This window comes from Arthrobacter sp. MSA 4-2, from assembly GCF_016405885.1.
GTDB lineage: Bacteria > Actinomycetota > Actinomycetes > Actinomycetales > Micrococcaceae > Arthrobacter_D.
Window position 1 is genome coordinate 193,158 of record NZ_JAEKGC010000001.1, and the last position, 18,997, is coordinate 212,154.

Annotated in this window: 17 protein-coding genes and 1 pseudogene; 7 read left to right on the forward strand and 11 right to left on the reverse strand. The window is 69.1% G+C overall.

Going from position 1 to position 18,997, the window contains the following annotated elements; all coding sequences use genetic code 11:
* The first annotated feature begins 10 nt into the window (after nt 1-10).
* Nucleotides 11-799 (forward strand): nitrilase-related carbon-nitrogen hydrolase, encoded by a 789-nt coding sequence (locus I6N91_RS00795; protein WP_198810021.1) that lies wholly within the window; start codon nt 11-13, stop codon nt 797-799.
* Nucleotides 800-901: 102 nt separating this feature from the next.
* Here the strand turns inward: I6N91_RS00795 and I6N91_RS00800 are convergent, their stop codons facing one another.
* The 5 genes and pseudogenes from I6N91_RS00800 to I6N91_RS00820 form a co-directional block, all read right to left on the reverse strand.
* The gene (locus I6N91_RS00800) at nt 902-1,603 is read right to left on the reverse strand and encodes a type 1 glutamine amidotransferase domain-containing protein (protein ID WP_198810022.1); all 702 of its coding nucleotides are present in this window, start codon (nt 1,601-1,603) and stop codon (nt 902-904) included.
* Between the two features lie 109 nt (nt 1,604-1,712).
* Nucleotides 1,713-2,581 (reverse strand): annotated as a pseudogene (locus tag I6N91_RS00805) (aldo/keto reductase).
* Nucleotides 2,582-2,644: 63 nt separating this feature from the next.
* Entirely contained in the window at nt 2,645-3,592 is a 948-nt protein-coding gene (locus I6N91_RS00810) for an acyl-CoA thioesterase (protein WP_198810023.1), read from the reverse strand.
* 21 nt (nt 3,593-3,613) lie between these two features.
* On the reverse strand, nt 3,614-5,005 hold the full coding sequence (locus I6N91_RS00815; RefSeq protein ID WP_198810024.1) for an aminotransferase class V-fold PLP-dependent enzyme: 1,392 nt from the start codon (nt 5,003-5,005) through the stop codon (nt 3,614-3,616).
* Nucleotides 5,006-5,077: 72 nt separating this feature from the next.
* A complete protein-coding gene (locus I6N91_RS00820) occupies nt 5,078-5,947 on the reverse strand; it encodes a hypothetical protein (protein ID WP_198810025.1) in 870 nt (289 codons plus the stop codon).
* A gap of 255 nt (nt 5,948-6,202) precedes the next feature.
* Here I6N91_RS00820 and I6N91_RS00825 point away from each other — a divergent pair, with 255 nt between their 5' ends.
* Both I6N91_RS00825 and I6N91_RS00830 read left to right on the forward strand, forming a co-directional pair.
* Nucleotides 6,203-6,427: a hypothetical protein gene (locus I6N91_RS00825; protein ID WP_120167147.1), complete on the forward strand. Its 225-nt coding sequence runs from the start codon at nt 6,203-6,205 to the stop codon at nt 6,425-6,427.
* A gap of 152 nt (nt 6,428-6,579) precedes the next feature.
* The gene (locus I6N91_RS00830; RefSeq protein ID WP_233091291.1) at nt 6,580-6,861 is read left to right on the forward strand and encodes a hypothetical protein; all 282 of its coding nucleotides are present in this window, start codon (nt 6,580-6,582) and stop codon (nt 6,859-6,861) included.
* Between the two features lie 57 nt (nt 6,862-6,918).
* On the opposite strand, the gene I6N91_RS00835 is transcribed toward I6N91_RS00830, so the two are convergent.
* Together I6N91_RS00835 and I6N91_RS00840 are read right to left on the reverse strand one after the other, a co-directional pair.
* Nucleotides 6,919-7,893 carry a LacI family DNA-binding transcriptional regulator gene (locus I6N91_RS00835; protein ID WP_198810186.1) on the reverse strand — a complete coding sequence of 325 codons (975 nt, stop codon included), beginning with the start codon at nt 7,891-7,893 and terminating at the stop codon, nt 6,919-6,921.
* 59 nt (nt 7,894-7,952) lie between these two features.
* Nucleotides 7,953-9,416 (reverse strand): GH1 family beta-glucosidase, encoded by a 1,464-nt coding sequence (locus I6N91_RS00840; protein WP_198810027.1) that lies wholly within the window; start codon nt 9,414-9,416, stop codon nt 7,953-7,955.
* Between the two features lie 308 nt (nt 9,417-9,724).
* On the opposite strand from I6N91_RS00840, the gene I6N91_RS00845 reads away from it, so the two are divergent.
* Complete coding sequence (locus I6N91_RS00845) at nt 9,725-9,880, forward strand: hypothetical protein (RefSeq protein WP_165968701.1); 156 nt, start codon at nt 9,725-9,727, stop codon at nt 9,878-9,880.
* Here the strand turns inward: I6N91_RS00845 and I6N91_RS00850 are convergent.
* The gene (locus I6N91_RS00850) at nt 9,877-10,107 is read right to left on the reverse strand and encodes a hypothetical protein (RefSeq protein ID WP_198810029.1); all 231 of its coding nucleotides are present in this window, start codon (nt 10,105-10,107) and stop codon (nt 9,877-9,879) included. The genes I6N91_RS00845 and I6N91_RS00850 overlap by 4 nt on opposite strands.
* Nucleotides 10,108-10,309: 202 nt before the next feature.
* Here I6N91_RS00850 and I6N91_RS00855 point away from each other — a divergent pair, with 202 nt between their 5' ends.
* Together I6N91_RS00855 and I6N91_RS00860 are read left to right on the forward strand one after the other, a co-directional pair.
* The gene (locus I6N91_RS00855; RefSeq protein ID WP_198810030.1) at nt 10,310-10,525 is read left to right on the forward strand and encodes a hypothetical protein; all 216 of its coding nucleotides are present in this window, start codon (nt 10,310-10,312) and stop codon (nt 10,523-10,525) included.
* Nucleotides 10,526-10,638: 113 nt separating this feature from the next.
* Nucleotides 10,639-11,178: a heme-degrading domain-containing protein gene (locus I6N91_RS00860; protein ID WP_198810031.1), complete on the forward strand. Its 540-nt coding sequence runs from the start codon at nt 10,639-10,641 to the stop codon at nt 11,176-11,178.
* Between the two features lie 202 nt (nt 11,179-11,380).
* Here the strand turns inward: I6N91_RS00860 and I6N91_RS00865 are convergent, their stop codons facing one another.
* Complete coding sequence (locus I6N91_RS00865; protein ID WP_198810032.1) at nt 11,381-12,022, reverse strand: ScbR family autoregulator-binding transcription factor; 642 nt, start codon at nt 12,020-12,022, stop codon at nt 11,381-11,383.
* A 311-nt stretch (nt 12,023-12,333) separates the two neighbouring features.
* Between I6N91_RS00865 and I6N91_RS00870 the strand changes: the two genes are divergently transcribed.
* The gene (locus tag I6N91_RS00870; protein WP_198810033.1) at nt 12,334-14,385 is read left to right on the forward strand and encodes a bifunctional diguanylate cyclase/phosphodiesterase; all 2,052 of its coding nucleotides are present in this window, start codon (nt 12,334-12,336) and stop codon (nt 14,383-14,385) included.
* A 192-nt stretch (nt 14,386-14,577) separates the two neighbouring features.
* Here the strand turns inward: I6N91_RS00870 and I6N91_RS00875 are convergent, their stop codons facing one another.
* Both I6N91_RS00875 and I6N91_RS00880 read right to left on the reverse strand, forming a co-directional pair.
* Nucleotides 14,578-16,095 (reverse strand): flotillin family protein, encoded by a 1,518-nt coding sequence (locus tag I6N91_RS00875; RefSeq protein WP_198810034.1) that lies wholly within the window; start codon nt 16,093-16,095, stop codon nt 14,578-14,580.
* A gap of 124 nt (nt 16,096-16,219) precedes the next feature.
* Nucleotides 16,220-18,631: a GGDEF domain-containing phosphodiesterase gene (locus I6N91_RS00880; RefSeq protein ID WP_198810035.1), complete on the reverse strand. Its 2,412-nt coding sequence runs from the start codon at nt 18,629-18,631 to the stop codon at nt 16,220-16,222.
* Between the last annotated feature and the right edge of the window lie 366 nt (nt 18,632-18,997).

The window sequence follows — 18,997 nt, forward strand, 5'->3', positions numbered from 1 at the left end:
CGTGCCGGCAATGGCAGTGCTGCAGGCCGAGGGGGCGGTGAACGCCGTCGAGGAAAACCTGCGCCGGATCGACGGCTATGCCGGGCGCGCCGCGGAGCAGGGGGTTGAACTCCTGGTGACCCCCGAGCTTTTCGCCACCGGTTACGCCCCGGCGCTCGTTGTCGGTTCGGACGGAGAAGGCATCCGGGCCGAACTGGCCGGAATCGCCCGCCGGCACGGCATCGCGCTCGTCGGATCGACTGTCGAGGCCGCGGGGGAGCGGCACCACATCAGTGCCTCGCTGTTCGACCGGCAGGGGATGGAGCTCACCCGGTACCGGAAGTCGCACCTGTTCGGGCCCGAGGAAAAATCCGTCTTCACGCCGGGAAACGACCTCCCGGACCTGGTGCCGCTGATGGGTCTCTCCGTGGCGCTGGGCATCTGTTACGACATTGAATTCCCGGAATTTGTGCGCAGCGCGGCACTCCGCGGTGCCGACCTCCTCTGTATCCCCACTGCCGTTCCGACCACGGGGGACGTGGGCGGGCGTCCGCCGGAACTGACCTACAACGCGGAACGGATCTCCACCCTGCTGGTGCCGGCCCGTGCCCTCGAAAACGGCGTCTACATCGCCTACGCCAACCACACGGGCCCGGACTTCACGGGCTTGAGCAGCATCGCGAGCCCGTACGGCACCTTCCTTGGGCTCGCCGGCGGCGGGGAGGAACTGCTGGTCGCCCATGTCGATCGATCGGAGGTGGGCCGGGCACGCGGCCTGAACACCTACCTCACCTGCATGCGCCCGGCGCTGTACGGCTGATTCGGCACGGACATCGGGACATCGAAACATCGGGAACGACGGCGGGCGGCCACCCTTCTGTGACCGCCCGCCGTCGTCTGCGTTACTCGAAGCAGCCGAAGCCTACCCGGCGAGGGCCTTGATGACTTCCTTGGCGACATCCTCGCTTGACTGCGGATTCTGGCCCGTGATCAGGTTGCCGTCCCGCACCACGACGCTGCTCCACGCGGCCGAGGTCTCAAGGACCGCGCCCCTCTCGCGCAGCACGTCCTCAACGAACCAGGGGGTGTTCTCGCCGGTGCCGCCGGCGAGCTCCTCCTCGTTGGTGAACACGGTCATGCGCCGTCCGGCGAAGGCGAAGCCGCCGTCCTCGTTCACGGCGCTGAGCAGGCCGGCCGGGCCGTGGCAGAACGGTGCGATGACCTTGCCCGCGTTGTTGGTCTCCACGAGGATCCGGCCGAAGTCCTTGTTCTCGGCGAGGTCGGCCATGGGGCCGTGGCCGCCGGGCATCACGACGCCGTCGAAGTCGGATGCGCTGACGTGCGCCAGGACCAGGGGAGAGGAAAGCTCGTTGTCGATGTCCGCGAGGTAGGAGCGGAAGTCCTCGGCCTTGGCGGCGCCGCCGATCTGCTCCGGGTCGAGGCTCGCCGCATCGATCGTCGGCTTGACCCCGCCGGGGGAGGCTAGCTGTACCGAGTGCCCGGCCTCACGGAGGGTGCGGTGCGCGACGACGAGCTCTTCGGCCCAGACGCCGGTTGGGTGGGAGCTGCCGTCTTTCATGGTGAGGGCGTCGGCGGACGATACGACCATCAGGATTCGGGCCATGGGTTGTACTCCTTCACGGGCGCGCCCGGCGGGCACGCCGATCGGTTGATTGGTGTCCTTGGAGTCAGCCTACCCGGGCCGGTCTTTGTGCCCGGTTCAGCGGGGAGCGCTACCGGGCGGATTCGAGTTGCGCGTAGGTTGCGTCATCGAGCGCGATGCCGAGGGCGCCCATATTGTCTTCGAGGTGGCCGATGGAGCCCGTGCCCGGGATCGGCATCATCACCGGCGAACGGCGCAGCAGCCAGGCCAGGGCGACCTGGGAGGCGCTGGCGTTCAGTCGCCGGGCGGCCTCGTCCACCGGGCCGCCGGGGAGGGCGAGCTCGCCTGCGGAAATCGGAGCCCAGGGGATGAAGCCGATCCCGTTTTCCGTGGCGTAGTTCAGGACGTCTTCCGAGGTGCGGTCGGTGAGGTTGTACCGGTTCTGCACGGTGGAGACGGTGAAGTACTTCTCCGCCTCCTTCAGCTGGTCCACCGTGACCTCGGACAGGCCCAGGGCCTTCACCTTTCCTTCCTGCTGGAGGTCGCGGAGGGTGGCGAACTGCTCCCCGGCGTCGACCTTCGAATCGATCCGGTGCAGCTGGAGCAGGTCGAGGGAGTCGACGCGGAGTTTGCGGAGGCTGAGTTCGGTCTGCTGGCGCAGGTATTCGGGGCGGCCGACGGCGACCCACCGGTTGGGGCCGGGCCGGGTGAAGCCGACCTTCGTGGCGATGCGCACGCCTTCCGGGTAAGGGTAGAGGCCTCGGCCAGAATCTCCTCGCTGACGTCTGGCCCGTAGGAGTCCGCGGTGTCGATGAAGTCCACGCCGAGTTCGACGGCACGGCGGACGACGTCGATGGCAGTGCCGCGGTGTGCCGGCTCACCCCAGATGCCCGGCCCGGTGATGCGCATGGCGCCGAAACCCAGCCGGTGGACCGTGCCGAGGTCCTTGAGGTCGATGGTCGGGGACAGGGTCGTTGCCGTGTGTGGAGTTTCAGTCATACTGCCGCAACGGCCGGGCTGCGCCGGTTGTTCCGTCGGGCGAGACCGGCGTCACCGAGGAGCCTACGGCCTCAGGTCCAGCACCGGCATGCCCTCGCGGAGCTCCTTGAGCCTTTGCGCATGGCGCTGCAGCGCCTCGTCCTCCTCGGTGGCGGGCGTATATGCCGGCACCGGGACGGCACGGCCGTCGTCGTCCAGGGCCACGAAGACACTCAGGCACTGCGCGGCAAGATGCATCACCTGGTCCTTTGGGTCGGCGGCACGCACGCGCAGCCCGATATGCATGCTCGAGGTTCCGGTCATCAGCAGCCTCGCCTCGATCTCCAGGAGGTGGCCCACCGGGATGGGGCGGTGGAAGTGGATGCCGCCGGCGTAGACGGCCGCGGTGTTCTGCCGGCACCACCCGGTGGCGCAGGCGAAGGCCGTCTCGTCGATCCAGGCCATCACCGTGCCGCCGTGGGTCTTGCCGCTCCAGTTCGCGTCGGTGGGCGCCGTGAGGAACCGGAAGGTCATCTGCGGCCCGGACCCGGCCGCGGTGTAGGTGGTGCGGGCCACCTCCTTCTTGATCTCCGACCGGATCGGGATGCGCTCCGCGGCCGCCGCATGGAAGGCGCGTTCCTCATCGGTGGAGGGGGTCCACTCGGGAACGCGCCGCGGGGCGCCGTCGTCGTCGACGGCAACGAACACCAGGAGGCACTCGGTGGCCTCTTCGTACTGGCCGGAGCGGGGGTTCGCGGAGAGGACGCTGACCAGGATGTGCATGCTGGTGCTGCCGGTGTAGATCAGCTTGGCATGGGCCTCGATGAGGCTGCCGGCGGGGATCGGCCGGTTGAACCGGACGTCCCCGACATAGGCGGTGACGCAGTAGCCGCCGCTCCACCCGACGGCACAGGCGAACCCTGCCTTGTCGATCCACTCGAGCACCCGGCCGGCCTGTACTGTGCTGCCGCCGACGGCGACGTCGGTCGGGGCGGCGAGGAAGCGCAGGACCATGGTGCCGCGGGAGCTCATCGGTTCATCCACCGCGCCTGCTCACCCCTCTCCAACCGCCGAGAGGGCACGGGCGACGGCGGCGATCGACTGCTCGACGTCGTCCTCGTCGGTGGACCAGTTGCTCACGGAGATCCGGAGCACCGCCCGGTCGTGCCAGCGGGATCCGGACATCCAGGCCGTTCCTCCCGCGAGCAGGTTTTCGGTTACCCGCCGGGTGCGTTCGTCGTCCCCGAAGCTCACGCAGACCTGGGTGAAGGCAACCTCGTTGAGGATCTCGGCCCCGGGCAGCCGGCCGATGCCGTCGGCCAGGGCGCGGGCGTGCCGGGCGAGCCTCTCGACGAGGTCGACGCTGCCGGAGCGGCCGAGGGAGCGCAGGGCGGCCCAGACCGGGACGCCACGGGCCCGGCGGGACAGCTCCGGAACCTTTTCGAGGGGATCCCCGGGGCCTGAGACATCGGCGATGAGGTAGCTCGTATGCACCCCAAACACTCCGCGCATCACCTCGGGCCGGGCGACAAACGCCACCCCGCAGTCGTAGGGGACATTGAGCGTCTTATGGGCGTCCGTGGCCCAGGAATCGGCCGCTTCGATGCCGGCCAGCTGCCCCCGGTAGTGCGGGCTTGCCGCGGCCCACAGGCCGAAGGCGCCGTCGACGTGGACCCAGGCGTCCCTCGCATGGGCGACGGCGACCGCTTCGGTCATCGGATCGGACGCCCCGGAGTGGAGGTTGCCCGCCTGAAGGCAGACGAGGGCGGGGCCTTCGCCGGCGTCCAGGGCCGCAGCAAGGGCATCGGGCCGAAGTCGGCCCTGGGCATCCGCCTCGACGACGGTCGGGGCACCGAGCCCGAGGTAGCGCAGGGCGAGGTCGATGACGTCGTGCCGTTCGGCTCCGACGAAGACACGGACGCGGGGGCCTCCGGCGAGGCCGTCCCGGTCGAGGTCCCAGCCGGCCCTGTCGAGGACGACCTGCCGTCCGGCGGCGAGGCCGACGAAGTTCGCCATGGTGGCCCCGGTGGTGAACCCCACGCCGCTTCCGGCCGGGAGGCCGAGCAGCTCCAGCAGCCATCCCCCGGCGGCCTCCTCGGCGGCCACCACGGCCGGGGTGGCGAAGCGCAGCCCCGCGTTCTGGTCCCATGCGCTCACCAGCCAGTCGGCGCCGAGCGCCGCCGGAAGGGTGCCGCCGATGACCCAGCCGAAGAACCGGCCGGATGGCATGGCCATCAACCCCGGCTCGGCGAGCAGGGCAAGCTCATCGATGACTCGAGCGGGATCGGTCGGCTGGTCGGGCAGGGGAGAGGCGAACTGCGCGGCGAGTTCGTCCGCCGTTCGCCCGGGCGGCAGAGCGCGCGTAGGGACCGACGCGAGCCACTTCTCAGCGTGAACCCTCGCCCTCTCCAACGCGTCGCCATAGGCGTCCGGCCGGGCCGACATGCCGCCACCTTAGCAGGGACCGCAGCCCGTGCCGAGGCCTCGACCGGGTCGGATTTCCCGGGGTGCCCACCGTCAGGTGAGTTCCCCGACCCGCTGCTGCGCCTCCTCCACCTCCTCCTGTGCGGCCTCGGCCGCACGTTCTGCTGCGTCCTTCGCGCGCCCGGCCTCAGCGGCTTCGGCGTCCAACCCGTCCAGCTCGCGCTGCAGCACCCCCAGCCGCTCCTGGAGGTCCTCGATGGAGGCCGCGAGACCCTCGCGCTTCACCGCGATCCGGTGCGCGCGCTTCTGCAGCGCCTCGGCCTCCCCGGCCGCCCGCTGGGCGGCGGCTTCGGCCTCCGCAAGGTCGGTCCGGGCCTGTGCCAGCCGCACCGCGCGCTTCGGACCGTCGGCGGGCCGGCCCTCCTCCCCGGCATCGGCGCCGGCTTCGAACGGGTCCTCAAACGGCCCGGCGACCGCGCCGCTCAAATCCACCGGCTCCCACCCCGAAACCTCGAGCGGGCGGATGAGCCGGCCGGTGAGGACGGCCGCCGCCGCACCGGAATCCGTCATCGCCGCCCGAAGGGTCCCCTCCACCTCCGGCAGGGCGGAGGCGCCGACCGGGTGGCCGAGTCCGGCGGCGAGGTCAAGGCTCTGCCGTGCGATGCCGGCCAGGAGGCGCTGCCGCTGCTGCCCCAGCGCGTGAAGGCGGGCCCGGTCGGTGGTCTCCTGGGCCTCGCGCAGGGATTCACCCAGGGCCAGCACCTGCTCGATCTCCTCCCGCTTCCGGTCGACCAGGACGTTCACCAGCCACGCCGCCGTCGAGGCCTTCCGAAGCTTCCGGAGTGCACCGCCCAGGTCCTTGTCCCCGGCCGCAGCGGCCTCCTTCGCCAGGTCGTCCCGGGCACGGGTGAACTCGTCAAGGGGCAGCGCGTACAGCTCGGCTGCCGCTGAGGCCAGGTCCATGTGTCATGCCTCTCGGAGGGAGTCGGAGATGCCAACACTGGCAAAAACAACACCGTTGGGCAAGGGTGCCACCGTGCCGGACGGCTCCGCCGGAGGCACAGGATGTGAACGGTTAGTTGCCGTCCGCACCCGCCGCTACCGGAAACACTGAAGTGCTCCTATGATGAGCGTGTTCGGCTGATTTCGAGCAGGACAGATGGGGGGCGGAATGGTCTTCCCGGCGTATTTCCGGTCCAGGAAAGAAGGGCTGAACACATGAACGAGGAAGACCTCCGACGCATCCGCATTGCCGCAGCGGACAAGGAGGCTGCGGCCTTCGAACTGGACCACGCCTCACTGACCCTTGAGGAGGCTGTCGTCGAGGCGCTGCGCCACGGCGAACATCCTGCCCTCATCGCCGAGGCCGCAGACCTGCCCGAGCCCGAGGTGGTTGGGCTGTCGGGTGCGCCGGCGGGTGCCAAGGAAATCCAGCCCGAGTGAAGCCGCCGTTCTCCTCCGGGCGACAGGGAGGGAAGAAAGGCCACATTGGCATTTGTTAGGAAAGCTACCTATATGCTTTCCTAATGGCTTCGATGAACGCTGTTGAGTCGAATCCGGTCCCCGCCACCCCTCACACGGACAGAGCAAAACACATGCCCAACAAGAGCAGACTCACCCCGGAGGAGCCGTTCCCCGAAGACCTGACGGAGCTCAGGGACGAGTCGGTCGAGGTCCTGCACAGCAAGATCCACCGCGAGATCGATGCTGAGTACGACGAGCTGGGGGAGCTTGTCCCGGAGACCGAGTTCCGCCTCGAGGAGCTGACCGAGGAACTGGACCGCAGGGACGAGGACGCCGAGCTGGACTCCCGGCCCGTCGCCGAGGTGACCGTCCTCAAGACCTCAGATGGGGACGCGGAAGAGGCCGAAGCCTGATCCTCCGGGCCCAGGCGGGCCCGGCGTCCCCGGATGGCCATCCGGGCCACGGGCGGCTCAGGCAGAACCGCGAAGCACCAGGGACGTGCCCAGCCGGGTGACCCGTTCGACCGGGCGGCCCTCGATCAGGGCCACGAGCTTCTCCGCCATCCGCGCTCCCATACCGGTCACCGGATGGTGGACTGTGGTCAGGGCCGGGGTGAGCGCCGCCGCGAACTCGTCGTCGTCGAATCCGACGACCGCCACATCCCCGGGAATCCGCAGCGAGTGCGACGCGAGGATCGAGTACGCTCCGGCGGCCATTTGGGCGCTCGCCACGAACAGTCCATCGATCGGGGCGCCGCGGGCGAGGAGCCGGCGCATTGCCGCCGCCCCCGAGGCGGGGGTGAAGTCCCCGAACTCGACCCTCGAGGAATCCAGGCCTGCACCGGCCAGTGTCCTGCGCCAGCCGGTGAGCCGGTCAATTCCGGCGGGCATGTCCTGCGGGCCGGCGATGGTGGCGATGTTCCGCCGCCCCCGCGATAGAAGGAGGTCGGTGGCGGCGGCCGCGCCCGACTCGTTCTCAACCTCGACGTAGTGGCTCCCGGCCTCCCCCACCAGCGGGCGGCCGGCGAAGACGACCGGCAGGGACCCGCTCACCCGTGCCCAGGAGTTGTCCCCGCTGTGATGGGACACAACGAGGGCCCCGTCAACGTTCCCACCCAGCAGGTAGCGCCGGGTCTTCTCGGGTGAGGACTCCGAGGAAAGGATCATGGTGAGGGTGTACTCGGTTTCCGCAAGGTAGCCGGCGATGCCCTCGATGACCGAGGCGAAATAGGGGTCGGTGAAGACCTTCGAGGTCGACTCCGGGAGCACCAGCGTCACCGCCTGGGTCCGCCGGCTGGCCAGCGAGCGGGCGGCACGGTTCGGGACGTAGTTCAGTGCCGCGATGGCATCCCGGACCGCCCGTGCGCGCTGCGGATCCACGGACGGGGAATTATTCACCACCCGGGAGACCGTGGCGCGCGAGACTCCGGCCAGCGCCGCCACCATTTCGAGGGTCGGCGCCGGCCGGGCCCGGCCCGGATCGCGGTGTGTCACAGGGCGGGAGCCTACCCGGCCGGCCGGTCCTGCGCCTCGGCTGCCGCGGCGGCCGGATCGGAGCCGGAGTGCGCGGCGGCGATCACCCGGCCGTAGGCGTGGCCGCTGTCCTTGACGGTGCGGGCCAGGGTGTCGTAGTCAACGCGCACGATGCCGAACCGTTTGCCGTAGCCCCACGACCATTCGAAGTTGTCGAGCAGGGACCACACGAAGTACCCCCGCACGTCGGCACCCTCGTCGATGGCCCGCCCTACGGCGTCGATATGGTCTCGGATGAACCGGGTGCGCTCGGCGTCGTGGATGGCACCATCGGCACTGACCTCGTCGTCGTACGCCGCACCGTTCTCCGTGATGTACAGCGGGGGGAGGTTTTCGTACTCCCGGCCAAGGCGCACCAGCAGGTGCCGAAGTCCATCGGGGTTGACCTCCCAGTCCATCGCCGTGCGCGGCAGGCCGCGGCTGGGGAAGGTGATCCATTCGGCGCCGATCCAGGGCGACGCCGCCGGCCGCTCCGCGCCGCCTGAATGTCCGTCGCTGCCCGAGAGGTCGGGGTGCCCGCTAATGAGGTCGTCGTGGTAGTGGTTCACCCCGAGGAAGTCCAGCGGAGCCCCGATCGCCTCAAGGTCGCCCGGCTGGATGAGCTCGGCCAGCCCGAAGGGTTCAAGGTCCCGCAGGGAGTCCTCGGGGTAGGCGCCGCGGAGGATCGGGTCGATGAAGATCCGGTTCTGCAGTGAATCAAAAAGCCGTGCCGCTTCGAGATCGACTGGGTCGGACGGGTCCTTCGGGATCGAATTGCTGAGGTTGAGGGTGATGCCAAGGTGTGCGCCGCCGCGGTTGCGCAGCTCCGCCACCGCCAGGCCGTGTGCCAGGTGCTGGTGGTGCACGGCGGCAATGGCGGCGCGTGGCTCCTGGCGGCCCGGGGCGTGCACCCCTGAGCCGTAGCCGAGCAGTGAGGAGCAGAACGGCTCGTTGAAGGTCGTCCAATGCTTCACGCGGTCGCCGAGGGCCTCGTAGACGTCGGAGGCGTACTCGGCGAAGCGGTAGGCGGTGTCGCGGTTGGCCCACCCGCCCTTTTCCTCGAGCGCCTGCGGCAGATCCCAGTGGTAGAGGGTCAGCCATGGAAGGATGCCGGCGTCGAGCAGTTCATCGACGAGCCGGGAGTAGAAGTCGAGCCCCTCGCGGTTCACGGCTCGGTCCCCGGGGCGCACGCGGGCCCAGCTGGTGGAGAACCGGTAGGAGTCGAGTCCGAGTTCCTTCATCAGGCGGACATCCTCGGGCATGCGGTGGTAGTGGTCCACAGCGGTCTCGAGGTTCTCCCCCTTCGCAACAGCGCCGGGGATGCGGGCAAAGGCGTCCCAGACCGAGTCCTCCTTGCCGCCTTCGTGGCCGGCCCCCTCCACCTGGGCGGCGGCGGTAGCCGAACCCCAGAGGAAGCCCTGCGGCCAGTTCGTGCGGAAGTGTTCCTGCTGAGACATGGGCCCTTACCTGCTCCTTGAATGGGTTGCGGAAAACGCTGTGCTGCCGGCGGCCGGGAAAGCAACGCTGCGGCGCTGCCGCTCCTCCGGTCCGGGTGGGCCCACCTCCACGGGCGGGGGTGGGCCGAGCGGGCCGCAGAGAGCGCTCTCACGGGGTGGGTCGAGTCTAGGAAGGCCGGAGCGGAAGTGTCAAAGGAGGGGGCAGATCGTGCGATTTGTCCAGCGCAGGCATAAAGCCGATCCCATAGGCCCGGCGGCCGCGACCGGGTTTAATGACAGGACCTGCCCGCAGTATCCAGGAGGAGAAGATGAGCGCTGTGTGTCCATCATGCGGATCGAGTCTGCAGGAGCTTCCGGAGAGCCAGTGGCCGGCGTCCGGCCCCGTCCCGGAGGGGGCGATCGCCGTGTATCAGTGCGAGGGCAACCACCGGGTCATCGTCGCCGATCCTGCGGTCCAGGCCTAACGTCCCTGGGAGTGGGCCTGGCGGTCGCGGATGATCCTGTCGATCTCATCGCGCAGGGCAACCGCCTCCTCCATGGTCAGTTCGAGTTCGGCGGACTGTTCCACCCAGCCGATCTTCAGCACCTCGTCGCCCCCAGCGCCCGAAAGCCCCACCGCAAGGGCCCGTCCGCCCACCCGGCTGACATCGCCAATCACCATTTCCCCGCCGTCGTCCTCCGCGATTGCCATGCTGTCCGCTCCTTGTGCGAGTGTCCGCCGCCGCCCCCGGGGTCCCGGATGGGGGCTGAGGTCATCATCGTACCCAGAGGGAATCAGCGGAATGAAGGGTCCTGAAAGTTATGGCCGGGAATACAACGCAGGCTTAGCATTGAGGCGTGACCGGTGGGTATTCCGCCTGCGGGCACAGCCAACCAGGGAGTGCGCCATGGGCTTGAGCAACCGACTTATCAACGCTGCGGGACGACTGGCGGGCCGCGGCACCACGGGGACCACGGGCACCGGCAGGACCCGCGGCACGGGCGGAGTAGGCCGTGGCATGGGCGGCGCAGGGCGCGGCATGGGCCGCACCACCGGCCGGGGCGGCATGAGCAGCGGGTCGCGCAGCGGGCTCGGCGGAATGATCCGGGGGATCCTGAACCGGCGGTAGGCGCCGGCTGGCTGCCCGGTCCGGGCCGATGGCGCAGTGGGCCCGCCAGGCGTCGCAGGCCCATCCCGGGACTGCAGCAGGCACGAAGGGCCGCCGCGGAGTAGGTTGGTGCGATGCAGACACCTGAACTCCCGCACGCCCCGGAATTCGATCCCGACTCATCCGAACCCCAGTCGGAGGAGCTGCTCGCCGCAGCGATCGCGAGAATCGAAGGCGAGATCGCCGAGCTCCAGTTTGACCGGTTCACCGCTGCCGATGCGCTCGCACTCGGGTTCCGGCTTGTGGAGCTGGGATCCGAGAGGAACCTTCCCATCGCCATCGACATCCGCCGCGGCGACCACACAGTCTTCCACGTGGCCCTGGACGGCGCGACCTACGATAACGACCTGTGGGCCGCGGCCAAGAGCCGCACCGCGCTGCGGTATACGGAGCCGTCCCTGCTGGTCGGACTACGGGCGCGCCGGGGTGGCGGAAGGCCCGAGGACAACCCGATGCTCGATCCGGCGCTCTATGCCGCCCACGGCGGAGCGTTTCCGTTGTATGTGCGCGGTGTGGGGCCGGTGGCCGTCGTGACGGTGTCCGGGCTGCCGCAGGTCGCCGACCACGATCTGGTGGTCGAGGCGCTGCGGTCCTGGCGGCATGAGGCGGATTGAGCAAAGCGGGTTAGGCGGGGCGGCCTGCGGGCCGCGGGAGTGTGGCCGTGCCCGGACGTGGAGTGAACCACGCGCCGGGCACGGTCGGTGGCGGGAACGGATGCGTTCCGTCGTCTCATCGCTTCCCCCACGGAGCGGTGAGTCGTGCGCCACAACGAAGCTTAAGCACAGCCGGCGTTAAAAACAAACCATTCGACCGGTTTCATTCCTGTGGCGTTCCGCGGACGAGTCCGACGAGCCGCCCGGCCTCCTGCTGATGCTCCTGGGCGAGGATGCCGGGGAGGAAGGCCGCCCACATTTCCTCGAGGCGCTCCATCAGATCCCGGCGCCCGGCGAGAATGCCGGAGACCATCTGGATACCTGCGACCGAGGCCACAAGGAGCCGCGCGAAGGATCCCGGGTCGACCTCCGCATGCAGCCAGCCCTCATCCCGCGCGGTGCGGGTCATTGACTCCAGGGCCTCGGTCCAGTGCCGGTAGGGCTCCGCCACATCCTGGCCGAAAGCTGATGCCTCGAAGGTCAGGCGGATTCCGGCTCGGACGATCGGTTCATTGAGGCTGTCCTGCCCGAAGCCCCTAATGATGAGAATCATCGACTCGAGCGGCGGGCGGCCCTCAGCCACGACGGCGGCGGAGCGCTCCATCCCACGGGCATGCTGGGCCGCAATGACAGCCCGTGCCAGTTCGTCCTTGGAGCGGAAGTGAAAGTACAGCGCGCCCTTGGTCACCGACGCCTCCTCTGCGACACGCGCGAGCGAGGCCATCCCATAGCCTTCTTTTTCGAAGACCGCCGCGGCGCCGGCGAGGATCGACTCGCGGGTCGCCCGTGCCCGCTGCTGGATCATGCCGGCTCCCCGGGACCGGGCGGGGTGCCCCGCGGGTGCACCAGCTGCACGGGGTGTCCCCTGGACTTTTCGACGTTGGATCCCACGTTGTGCCCTTCCTCAGGCCGGATGGGTGGTGCGCTCCCACCATGGTTCTTGGACGGCTTTTGTCGCCCGTTCCGGCAAAAGCACCAGATATACGCCGGGTTAGATAGGGGTTAGCATGCCATTAACATCCGGCCTAAGGCGCAGCGCAACGCTGTGCTGACCGCGCGGGCACGACGGCGGGTGGCCGGTGCTTTCGGGTGTGACAGGTAGAGGGGGACTACGTCATGCATCTGCGCCATGGGCCGCGATTCGGCGGCGGCGAATTGCCGGAGGAGCTGTTCATCAAGGCGATGGCTGCGACATCGGAAATTTCTTTGATCTCCGATGCTTCGGAGAACATCCAGCACGTCTCGGAGTCCTTCACGGCCATCACCGGCTACACGGCCGATGAGGTGCTGGGGCGGAACTGCCGGATGCTTCAGGGGCCGGGCACCGACGTCGAGACCCGTGCCGCCATCCGGCTTGCGCTCGACGCCGGCGAGCCCTTCCGGGGTGAAATCCTCAACTACCGGAAGGACGGGTCGGCGTTCTGGAACATGCTCAGCATCACGCCCCTGACCTCCGAGTCGGGGGAGCTCACCCACTTCGTGAGTGTCCAGCGCGACATCAACACCCGGATGGCGCTCCATGAACAGCTACGCTTCCAGGCGCTCCACGATCCCGTCACCGGGCTGCCGAACCGCCTGGCGATGAACAACCACCTTGCGGACATTCTGGCGGGCGGGCCCCGGTCCGAGATCACTGCGGCCGTGGGCATGATCGACCTCGACGACTTCCGCGTCGTGAACAACACCTTTGGGCATGAGGCGGGGGACATGCTGCTCAAGGAGTGGGCGGCGCGGATCCAGGCGCAGCTGCGCGATGAGGATTTCCTAGGCCGGATGGGCGGGGACGAGTTCGTCCTGATCCTCAGCGGTATCAGCCGCGGCGCTCCGGAGGCGGGCCTCACGCGGGTCCTGGAGCGGCTTTCCTCCGCCGTCGAGGTGCCCTTCAGCATCGATGGGCGCAGGGTGACCATCGGGATGAGCATGGGGCTCGCCCTGTTCCCTGAAGACGGCTTCGATACCGCTTCCCTGCTCAAGAGCGCCGACGAGGCTCTCTATGAGGTGAAGACCCGCAAACACGGACGGCGCCGATGGTGGGAGCTCGCCGCCGAGGTCTCCTCGGCACCGGCCGGGGCCTCCGCCGGCGCCGCAGAAGGGGAGGATCGCGCCGATACGGCCGAGGAGGAGGCCGCGTGGGCCCGCGAGCGGCGGCGCGATGCCCTCTACGGTGGAGGGCTGTCCATCTGCCTTCAGCCCGTCATCGACCTGCGGGACGGCTCGGTGCACCTGTTCGAGGCCTTGGCCCGCCTGACGCTTCCCAACGGGACGGTGCTGGAGCCCGCCGGGTTCGTCAAGGACCTGGGGACCTTCGACCTGGACTACCTCTTCTCCACCGTCCTGGAGCAGTCCCTTGCCCAACTGGCCGAGTGGGACCGGCAAGGGGTGAACTACAGCGTGTCGGTCAACCTGCCGCCTACCACCCTTCTCGATCCGGCCTCACCCGCCCTGATCAGCAGCGCCCTGACCCGCCATGGAATCGCGCCCCACCGGCTCGGCCTCGAACTGCTCGAATCGCAGACCCTCGAGTGGGACATCCAGCGGGAGGCCCTCAGCCAACTGGTCCGGCTGGGGGTCGGCCTCGCCATGGACGACCTCGGAGCGGGATACAGCAGCCTCAAGCGGCTGTCGTCCCTGCCGTTCAACGCCATCAAGCTCGACCGCGATCTGCTCGCGGACATCCGTACCAAGCCGCCCGAGACGCTCAGCCTGATCGCGACCCTGATCCAGATGGGCAGGGATTTCGGCATGAACGTCGTGGTCGAAGGGATCGAGGACGAGGGGATTGCCGAGGCGGTGGCGGTCCTCGGCGCGCCCCTGGGCCAGGGCTTCCACTTCAGCCGCCCGCTGGCACCCCAGGACGCCGCGGCGTGGGTGGAGCACTTCCGCCTGCCGGCGCCCAACGGTTCGCTCAGCACGAGCCTTGGGGCGCTGGCCTACCACTGGCAGTTCGCCCGACTGGGTTCGCCCCACCCCCGCGCCCTGGCCGAATGCCCCCTGAGTCGATTCCTCGCCTCTTACGGCAGCAGCGCCGACGTGGGTCGGTGGCACATTCAGCAGCATGATCCACGGGCGGCACACGCCGGCGCCGGACGGCTCCTCGTGGACTGGCTGGTGCGCCAGATCCGCACGACCGCCGAGCCTGCCGGGCCACGGCTGGAGCTGCTGGCCTAAGCGTCTGCAGGTCCCAACGCCCGAGCGCCTCAGGGACCGAGTCACGAAGCCCTGAGCCCTGGCCGTCTGAGGGCCTGAAGGCCTGAGCGCCTGAAGGCCTGAGGGCCTGAGCGCCGGTGCGGCCCGGCACCGCGCCGCCCGGGCAAGCGGGCCGGCACCCCGCCACTGGGCAGGCGGCGGGGCGCCGAAAGGTCAGGGCCGTTCGCCGTCCGCGGACCCGCCCGATGCAGGCGGTGCCACGGCGGCGCCGTTTCCGGAGGCCCGCTGGCCCGACCCCGCGCCCTTCAGGATGTCGCCCAGCAGGGTGATGACATCGAGGCCGGTGGTGTCCTTGATCAGCTGGGTGGTCTGCTGCACGCCGGTCGACACGTCTCGGCTGAGCTGCCCGGCGCCGTCGTTGGACACAACGGTCATCGTCTTGATCGCCGCGAGCGGGGCGGCGACCTCCCGCGCCATGGCGGGCAGGACCTCAAGGACCTTGCTCAGCACGGCCGCTTCGTTGAACTTCTCGTAGGCTTCGGCCTGCGCCGCGATGCCGGCGGCCTCTGCCTTGCCCCGGGCCTCGGTGGATTCCGCCTCCGCCTCGCCGCGTGAACGGATCACCGCCGCCTCGGCGCGCCCGCGCGCCTCCTGGACGGCCGCTTCGGCGGTTCCCCGTGCCGTGTTCGCTGCGGCGTCGGCTTCCGCCGCGACCCGGTCGCCTTCGGCGTTGAGCTTGCGCTTGGCCAGTTCCACCCGTGCCTCGATCTCGGTCGCCTCCGAGGCCCGCCGCCGCTCCTCAAGCCGGGCATCGGCCTGCTGGATCAACCTGTACTTCTCGGCGTCCGCGGGCTTGCGGACCTCGGTGTCGAGCTCGCGCTCGCGCAGTTCGGCGCGCCGCTGGGCCACCTGCTGCTCGCGGATGATCACCTGCTCGTTCTGTTCCGCCGCGGCGAGGGGCCCGGCAGCGTCCGCCCGGGCCTGGCGGGCGTCGGCGACTTCCTTCAGTTCAGCACGCTTGATAATGAGCTGCTGGTGCGCCAGGGCTACCTGCTCGTCCGAGATTGCGCGGGCCTGCTCCGATTCCTGGACCGACCGGGCCTCGGCAATTTTGGCGTTTTTTTCGGCCAGTGCGGCCTCCGGGCGGCCAAGGTTTTTCAAATAGCCTGAATCGTCGTCCACGGACTGAATCTGGAATGTGTCGATTTCGAGACCCTGATTGTGCATTGAGTGTTCGGCTTCTTCCTTCACGCTCTTCGCAAAGGTGGCCCGGTCTTTGATAATCGATTCGACCGTCAGTGTCCCCACAATAGAGCGGAGCGACCCGGAAAGGGTTTCCTGGGTGTAGTGGTCAATGGCCTCCTGCTGGTTGAGGAACCGTTGGGCCGCTTTGCGGACGGCGTCGGCGTCGCCGCCCACCTTGACCTGTGCCACCCCGGTGAGGTGCAGTTTGATCCCGTTCTGCGAGATTCCCTCGATCTTGAGCGAGACCTGGCGGGAAGCCAGGGAGATGGGGTAGGCGCGCTGCGAGAACGGATTGATGAAGATCCGCCCGAAGACCACGCGCTGGCTGTCGGGGTCGGGCTGGCCCTTGCTGTCTTTCGACGAGATAATCAGGGCCTGGTCAGGGCTTGCAATATGGAGCGCCATTCGGGCAAGAATGATGCCGACGACGGCGAGGACAAGCACCGCCGCGACGATGAGGATAATTGGAATAAGAGTGGGATCCATGGTGGCCCTTTCCGCGGGCACTGGGCAACGAGCCGCGGAAAAAGGTCCCGCGTTCCACCACTGATCTTAGGGAGGAAAACGTTTTTTGCATCCCCCAGTCTGACGAATTCTTTAGTCGGCCCTGCTAATTCAGAGGAAGCCGTGCATATTCTTCGATACTGCGGTCAGCAAGCCAGTCCACAAGCCGCGCCCCGGGCTCCGGGGCGTCCTCGGCCGGACCGTGCTGGAGGCCGTGCCAGTGCAACGCCGGCGAGCCGGGCTCGGCATGCGCGTCGAGGAACGCCGTGAGCGGGCACCGGTCCTGCGGGCCGGGATGGGGCGAGCGCAACCGGGTGAACTGCCAGGTGTACGCGAGGGCGCCAAGGAAGGTCTCCAGCCCGCCGTCGGCGCCGGGCGGGGCAAAGACCTCAACCCAGGCGGGGACGTCCGCCGGTTCCAGTGGAGGGGCCAGGAAATATCCCTGTCCGTAGGGCGGAGCCAGAATCCGTGCAGCCTCGGTCAGGGCGGCGTCCTCAAGGCCTTCGATGATGACATCCCAGTCGAGGTCGCGCCCCATCTGGACGAGCATCGCGAGGATCGTCAGCGTCCGCACGGGCCGTGTCCTCAGCTGGGCCGTCAGCGCGCCATCGATCTTCACCGCGCTGAAGGGCAGCACGGACAACCGCTGAAGACTGCTGTAGCCCGACCCGAGGTCGTCCATGGCGAGGCACACGCCCAGGGTCCGGAGGTTCCACAGCGCGGCGACCTGAACCGGAGAGGTGATCGCACCGGTTTCGAGAAGTTCAAGGACGAGCCGGTCCGGCGCAATCCCGTGCCGTTCGAGGGCGGAGGCGACCCAGCCGGTACACCCCGGGTCGAGCAGGGTGGAGGGGCTGAGGTTCACGCTGACCCGGAAGACACGCCCCGATCGGTCCCAGCGGGCGAGGTGGGACAGGGCCTGCTCGAGCGCGTCCTGGAAGAGCTGGTCGACTTCCTGCGCGGCCAGCGCCGGCAGGAAGTCAGCCGGTCCCATCGGGGGGTGGCCGTCGATGCTGACCCGCGCGAGCGCCTCCAGGAGGTCCACCTTTCCCGTCCGGAGGTCCACAACGGGCTGCAGGACCAGTGACAGTGTCCCGGCCGGGCCGTGCGGGGCGGGGACCGGATCTCCGGCCCGCCGCGCTGAGCCTCCCGGACCAGGCACGGTTGCGGACGTACCGGATCCGGGGTGCGGGGACGGATCAACGGGTCCGGCGAGGCTCCACCACTGCCGGCCGCGGTCCCCGTGGACCGTTCGATCGGAGAGGGCGGCCTCCGCCCGCCGCCGGGAGTCGTCAAAGCCGTCGCGGCCGGCGCGGTGCAGCGCCAGCCCCATGCTCATTCCGACCTGGACCGAGTTCCCTCCGCCGAGCGGCACCGGAGTTTCAACAGCACGGTGGAGCCTGGCGGCGACGGATCCGATCTGCCGCTGCGCCTCGGCGTCATCGACGCCCGCGATCAGGAGAATAAACTCGTCTCCGCCGATCCGGGCGAGGAAATCGGTGGTGCGCAGGTTCGACTTCAACCGGTGTGCCATTTCGCGCAGGAGGGCGTCGCCGGCGTGGCGGCCGAAGGTGTCGCTGACGTGGCGGAAATTGTCGAATCGAATCACCCCAAGCGCCACGTCCGTGGCGGCTGGTGCGGTGCCCAGCCGCTGTTCGAGGCCGCTGCGGTTCGGCAGCCCGGTCAGCGGGTCGTGAAGGGCGAGGAAGCGCAGTTCCTCCTGCAGTGCCACCTGGGCGGTGATGTCACGCTGGATGCTGACGAAGTGGGTGATCCTGCCTTCGTCATCGCGCAGCGGTGAAACGGTCAGGGCGTTCCAGAATGGTGAACCGTTCTTGCGGTAGTTGAGGATATTTCCCCGGAAGGTCTCCCCCCGCTGAAGGCGGCTGCTCATGGCGGCAAGCGTGACGCGGTCCGAACCGGGGCCCTGGAGGATCCGGCAGTTCTTCCCGAGAAGTTCTTCGGAGGTGTAGCCCGTGATGGCCGTGAAGGCGGCGTTGGCGTACACGATGTCCTGGGCGGCGTCCGTGATCAGGGAGCCCTCGGAGACCGCGTTCAGGGCGTGGCCGAGCAGAGAGTCCGGCAGGCCCGGCGAGCCCGGTCCGCCGTCGCCGTCCCCGCCTGGACGCGGCGGTTCCTCTTGGACGGGGCTGCCGGCCGGGGGAGTCGTGTCGGGTGCCTCCGCGGCGCGGCCGGCGCCCAGCCGAACCTCCAGATCGGTCAGCGCCTGGTGGTGGGAATCGAGGACCCAGCGCCAGGAGTCGGTTGGCGCACCGGCGGCGAGGCCCGCCAGTCCTGTCGCGGGTCCGAGCCCCCACTCCTGGGCGACGGCGGCCAGCTCGACATCCCGTGCCAGGCGGATCAGCCCGAGTTCCTCGCGCAGGTCGGAAGCGGCCCGCGGTGCTTCCCCTTGGGCGGAGTCCCGGGGCGGTGCCAACGCCTGCCCGGTCGCCGCAAGCAGTTCTTCAAGGACCCGCCGCTCCTGCCACAGGGTGACGGTCAGTTCAGTGATGCCCATGGCTCACCGACCCCCGCAGCCGGCGCAGAACGCCGATGCGCCCGGACATCAGGAGGGGAACCTTCGCGGCGGCGTGGAGCATGGTTGCATGGTGAACCTTCGCTGATCGCTGTGCATCGGTGCAGCGCGAGCCGGGCCCACGACCGCCCCCCAGGTGAGCCGGACGGTGGCCACCTGCGCCGACTATAGCAGGGCGGGCGCGCGGGACCTGGAAGGTGCGGCGCACGCGCGGAGGGCCCCCAGACGGGCGGCGTCCCGGGCGATGAGACCGGGCTCCGGGACCGGGCGCGCGCTCGTGCGACCCGGGATTTCCGGGCAAGCGATTTCAAGGCCTGCGCGCGTGGATGAAAGACTTGGCCCACCACC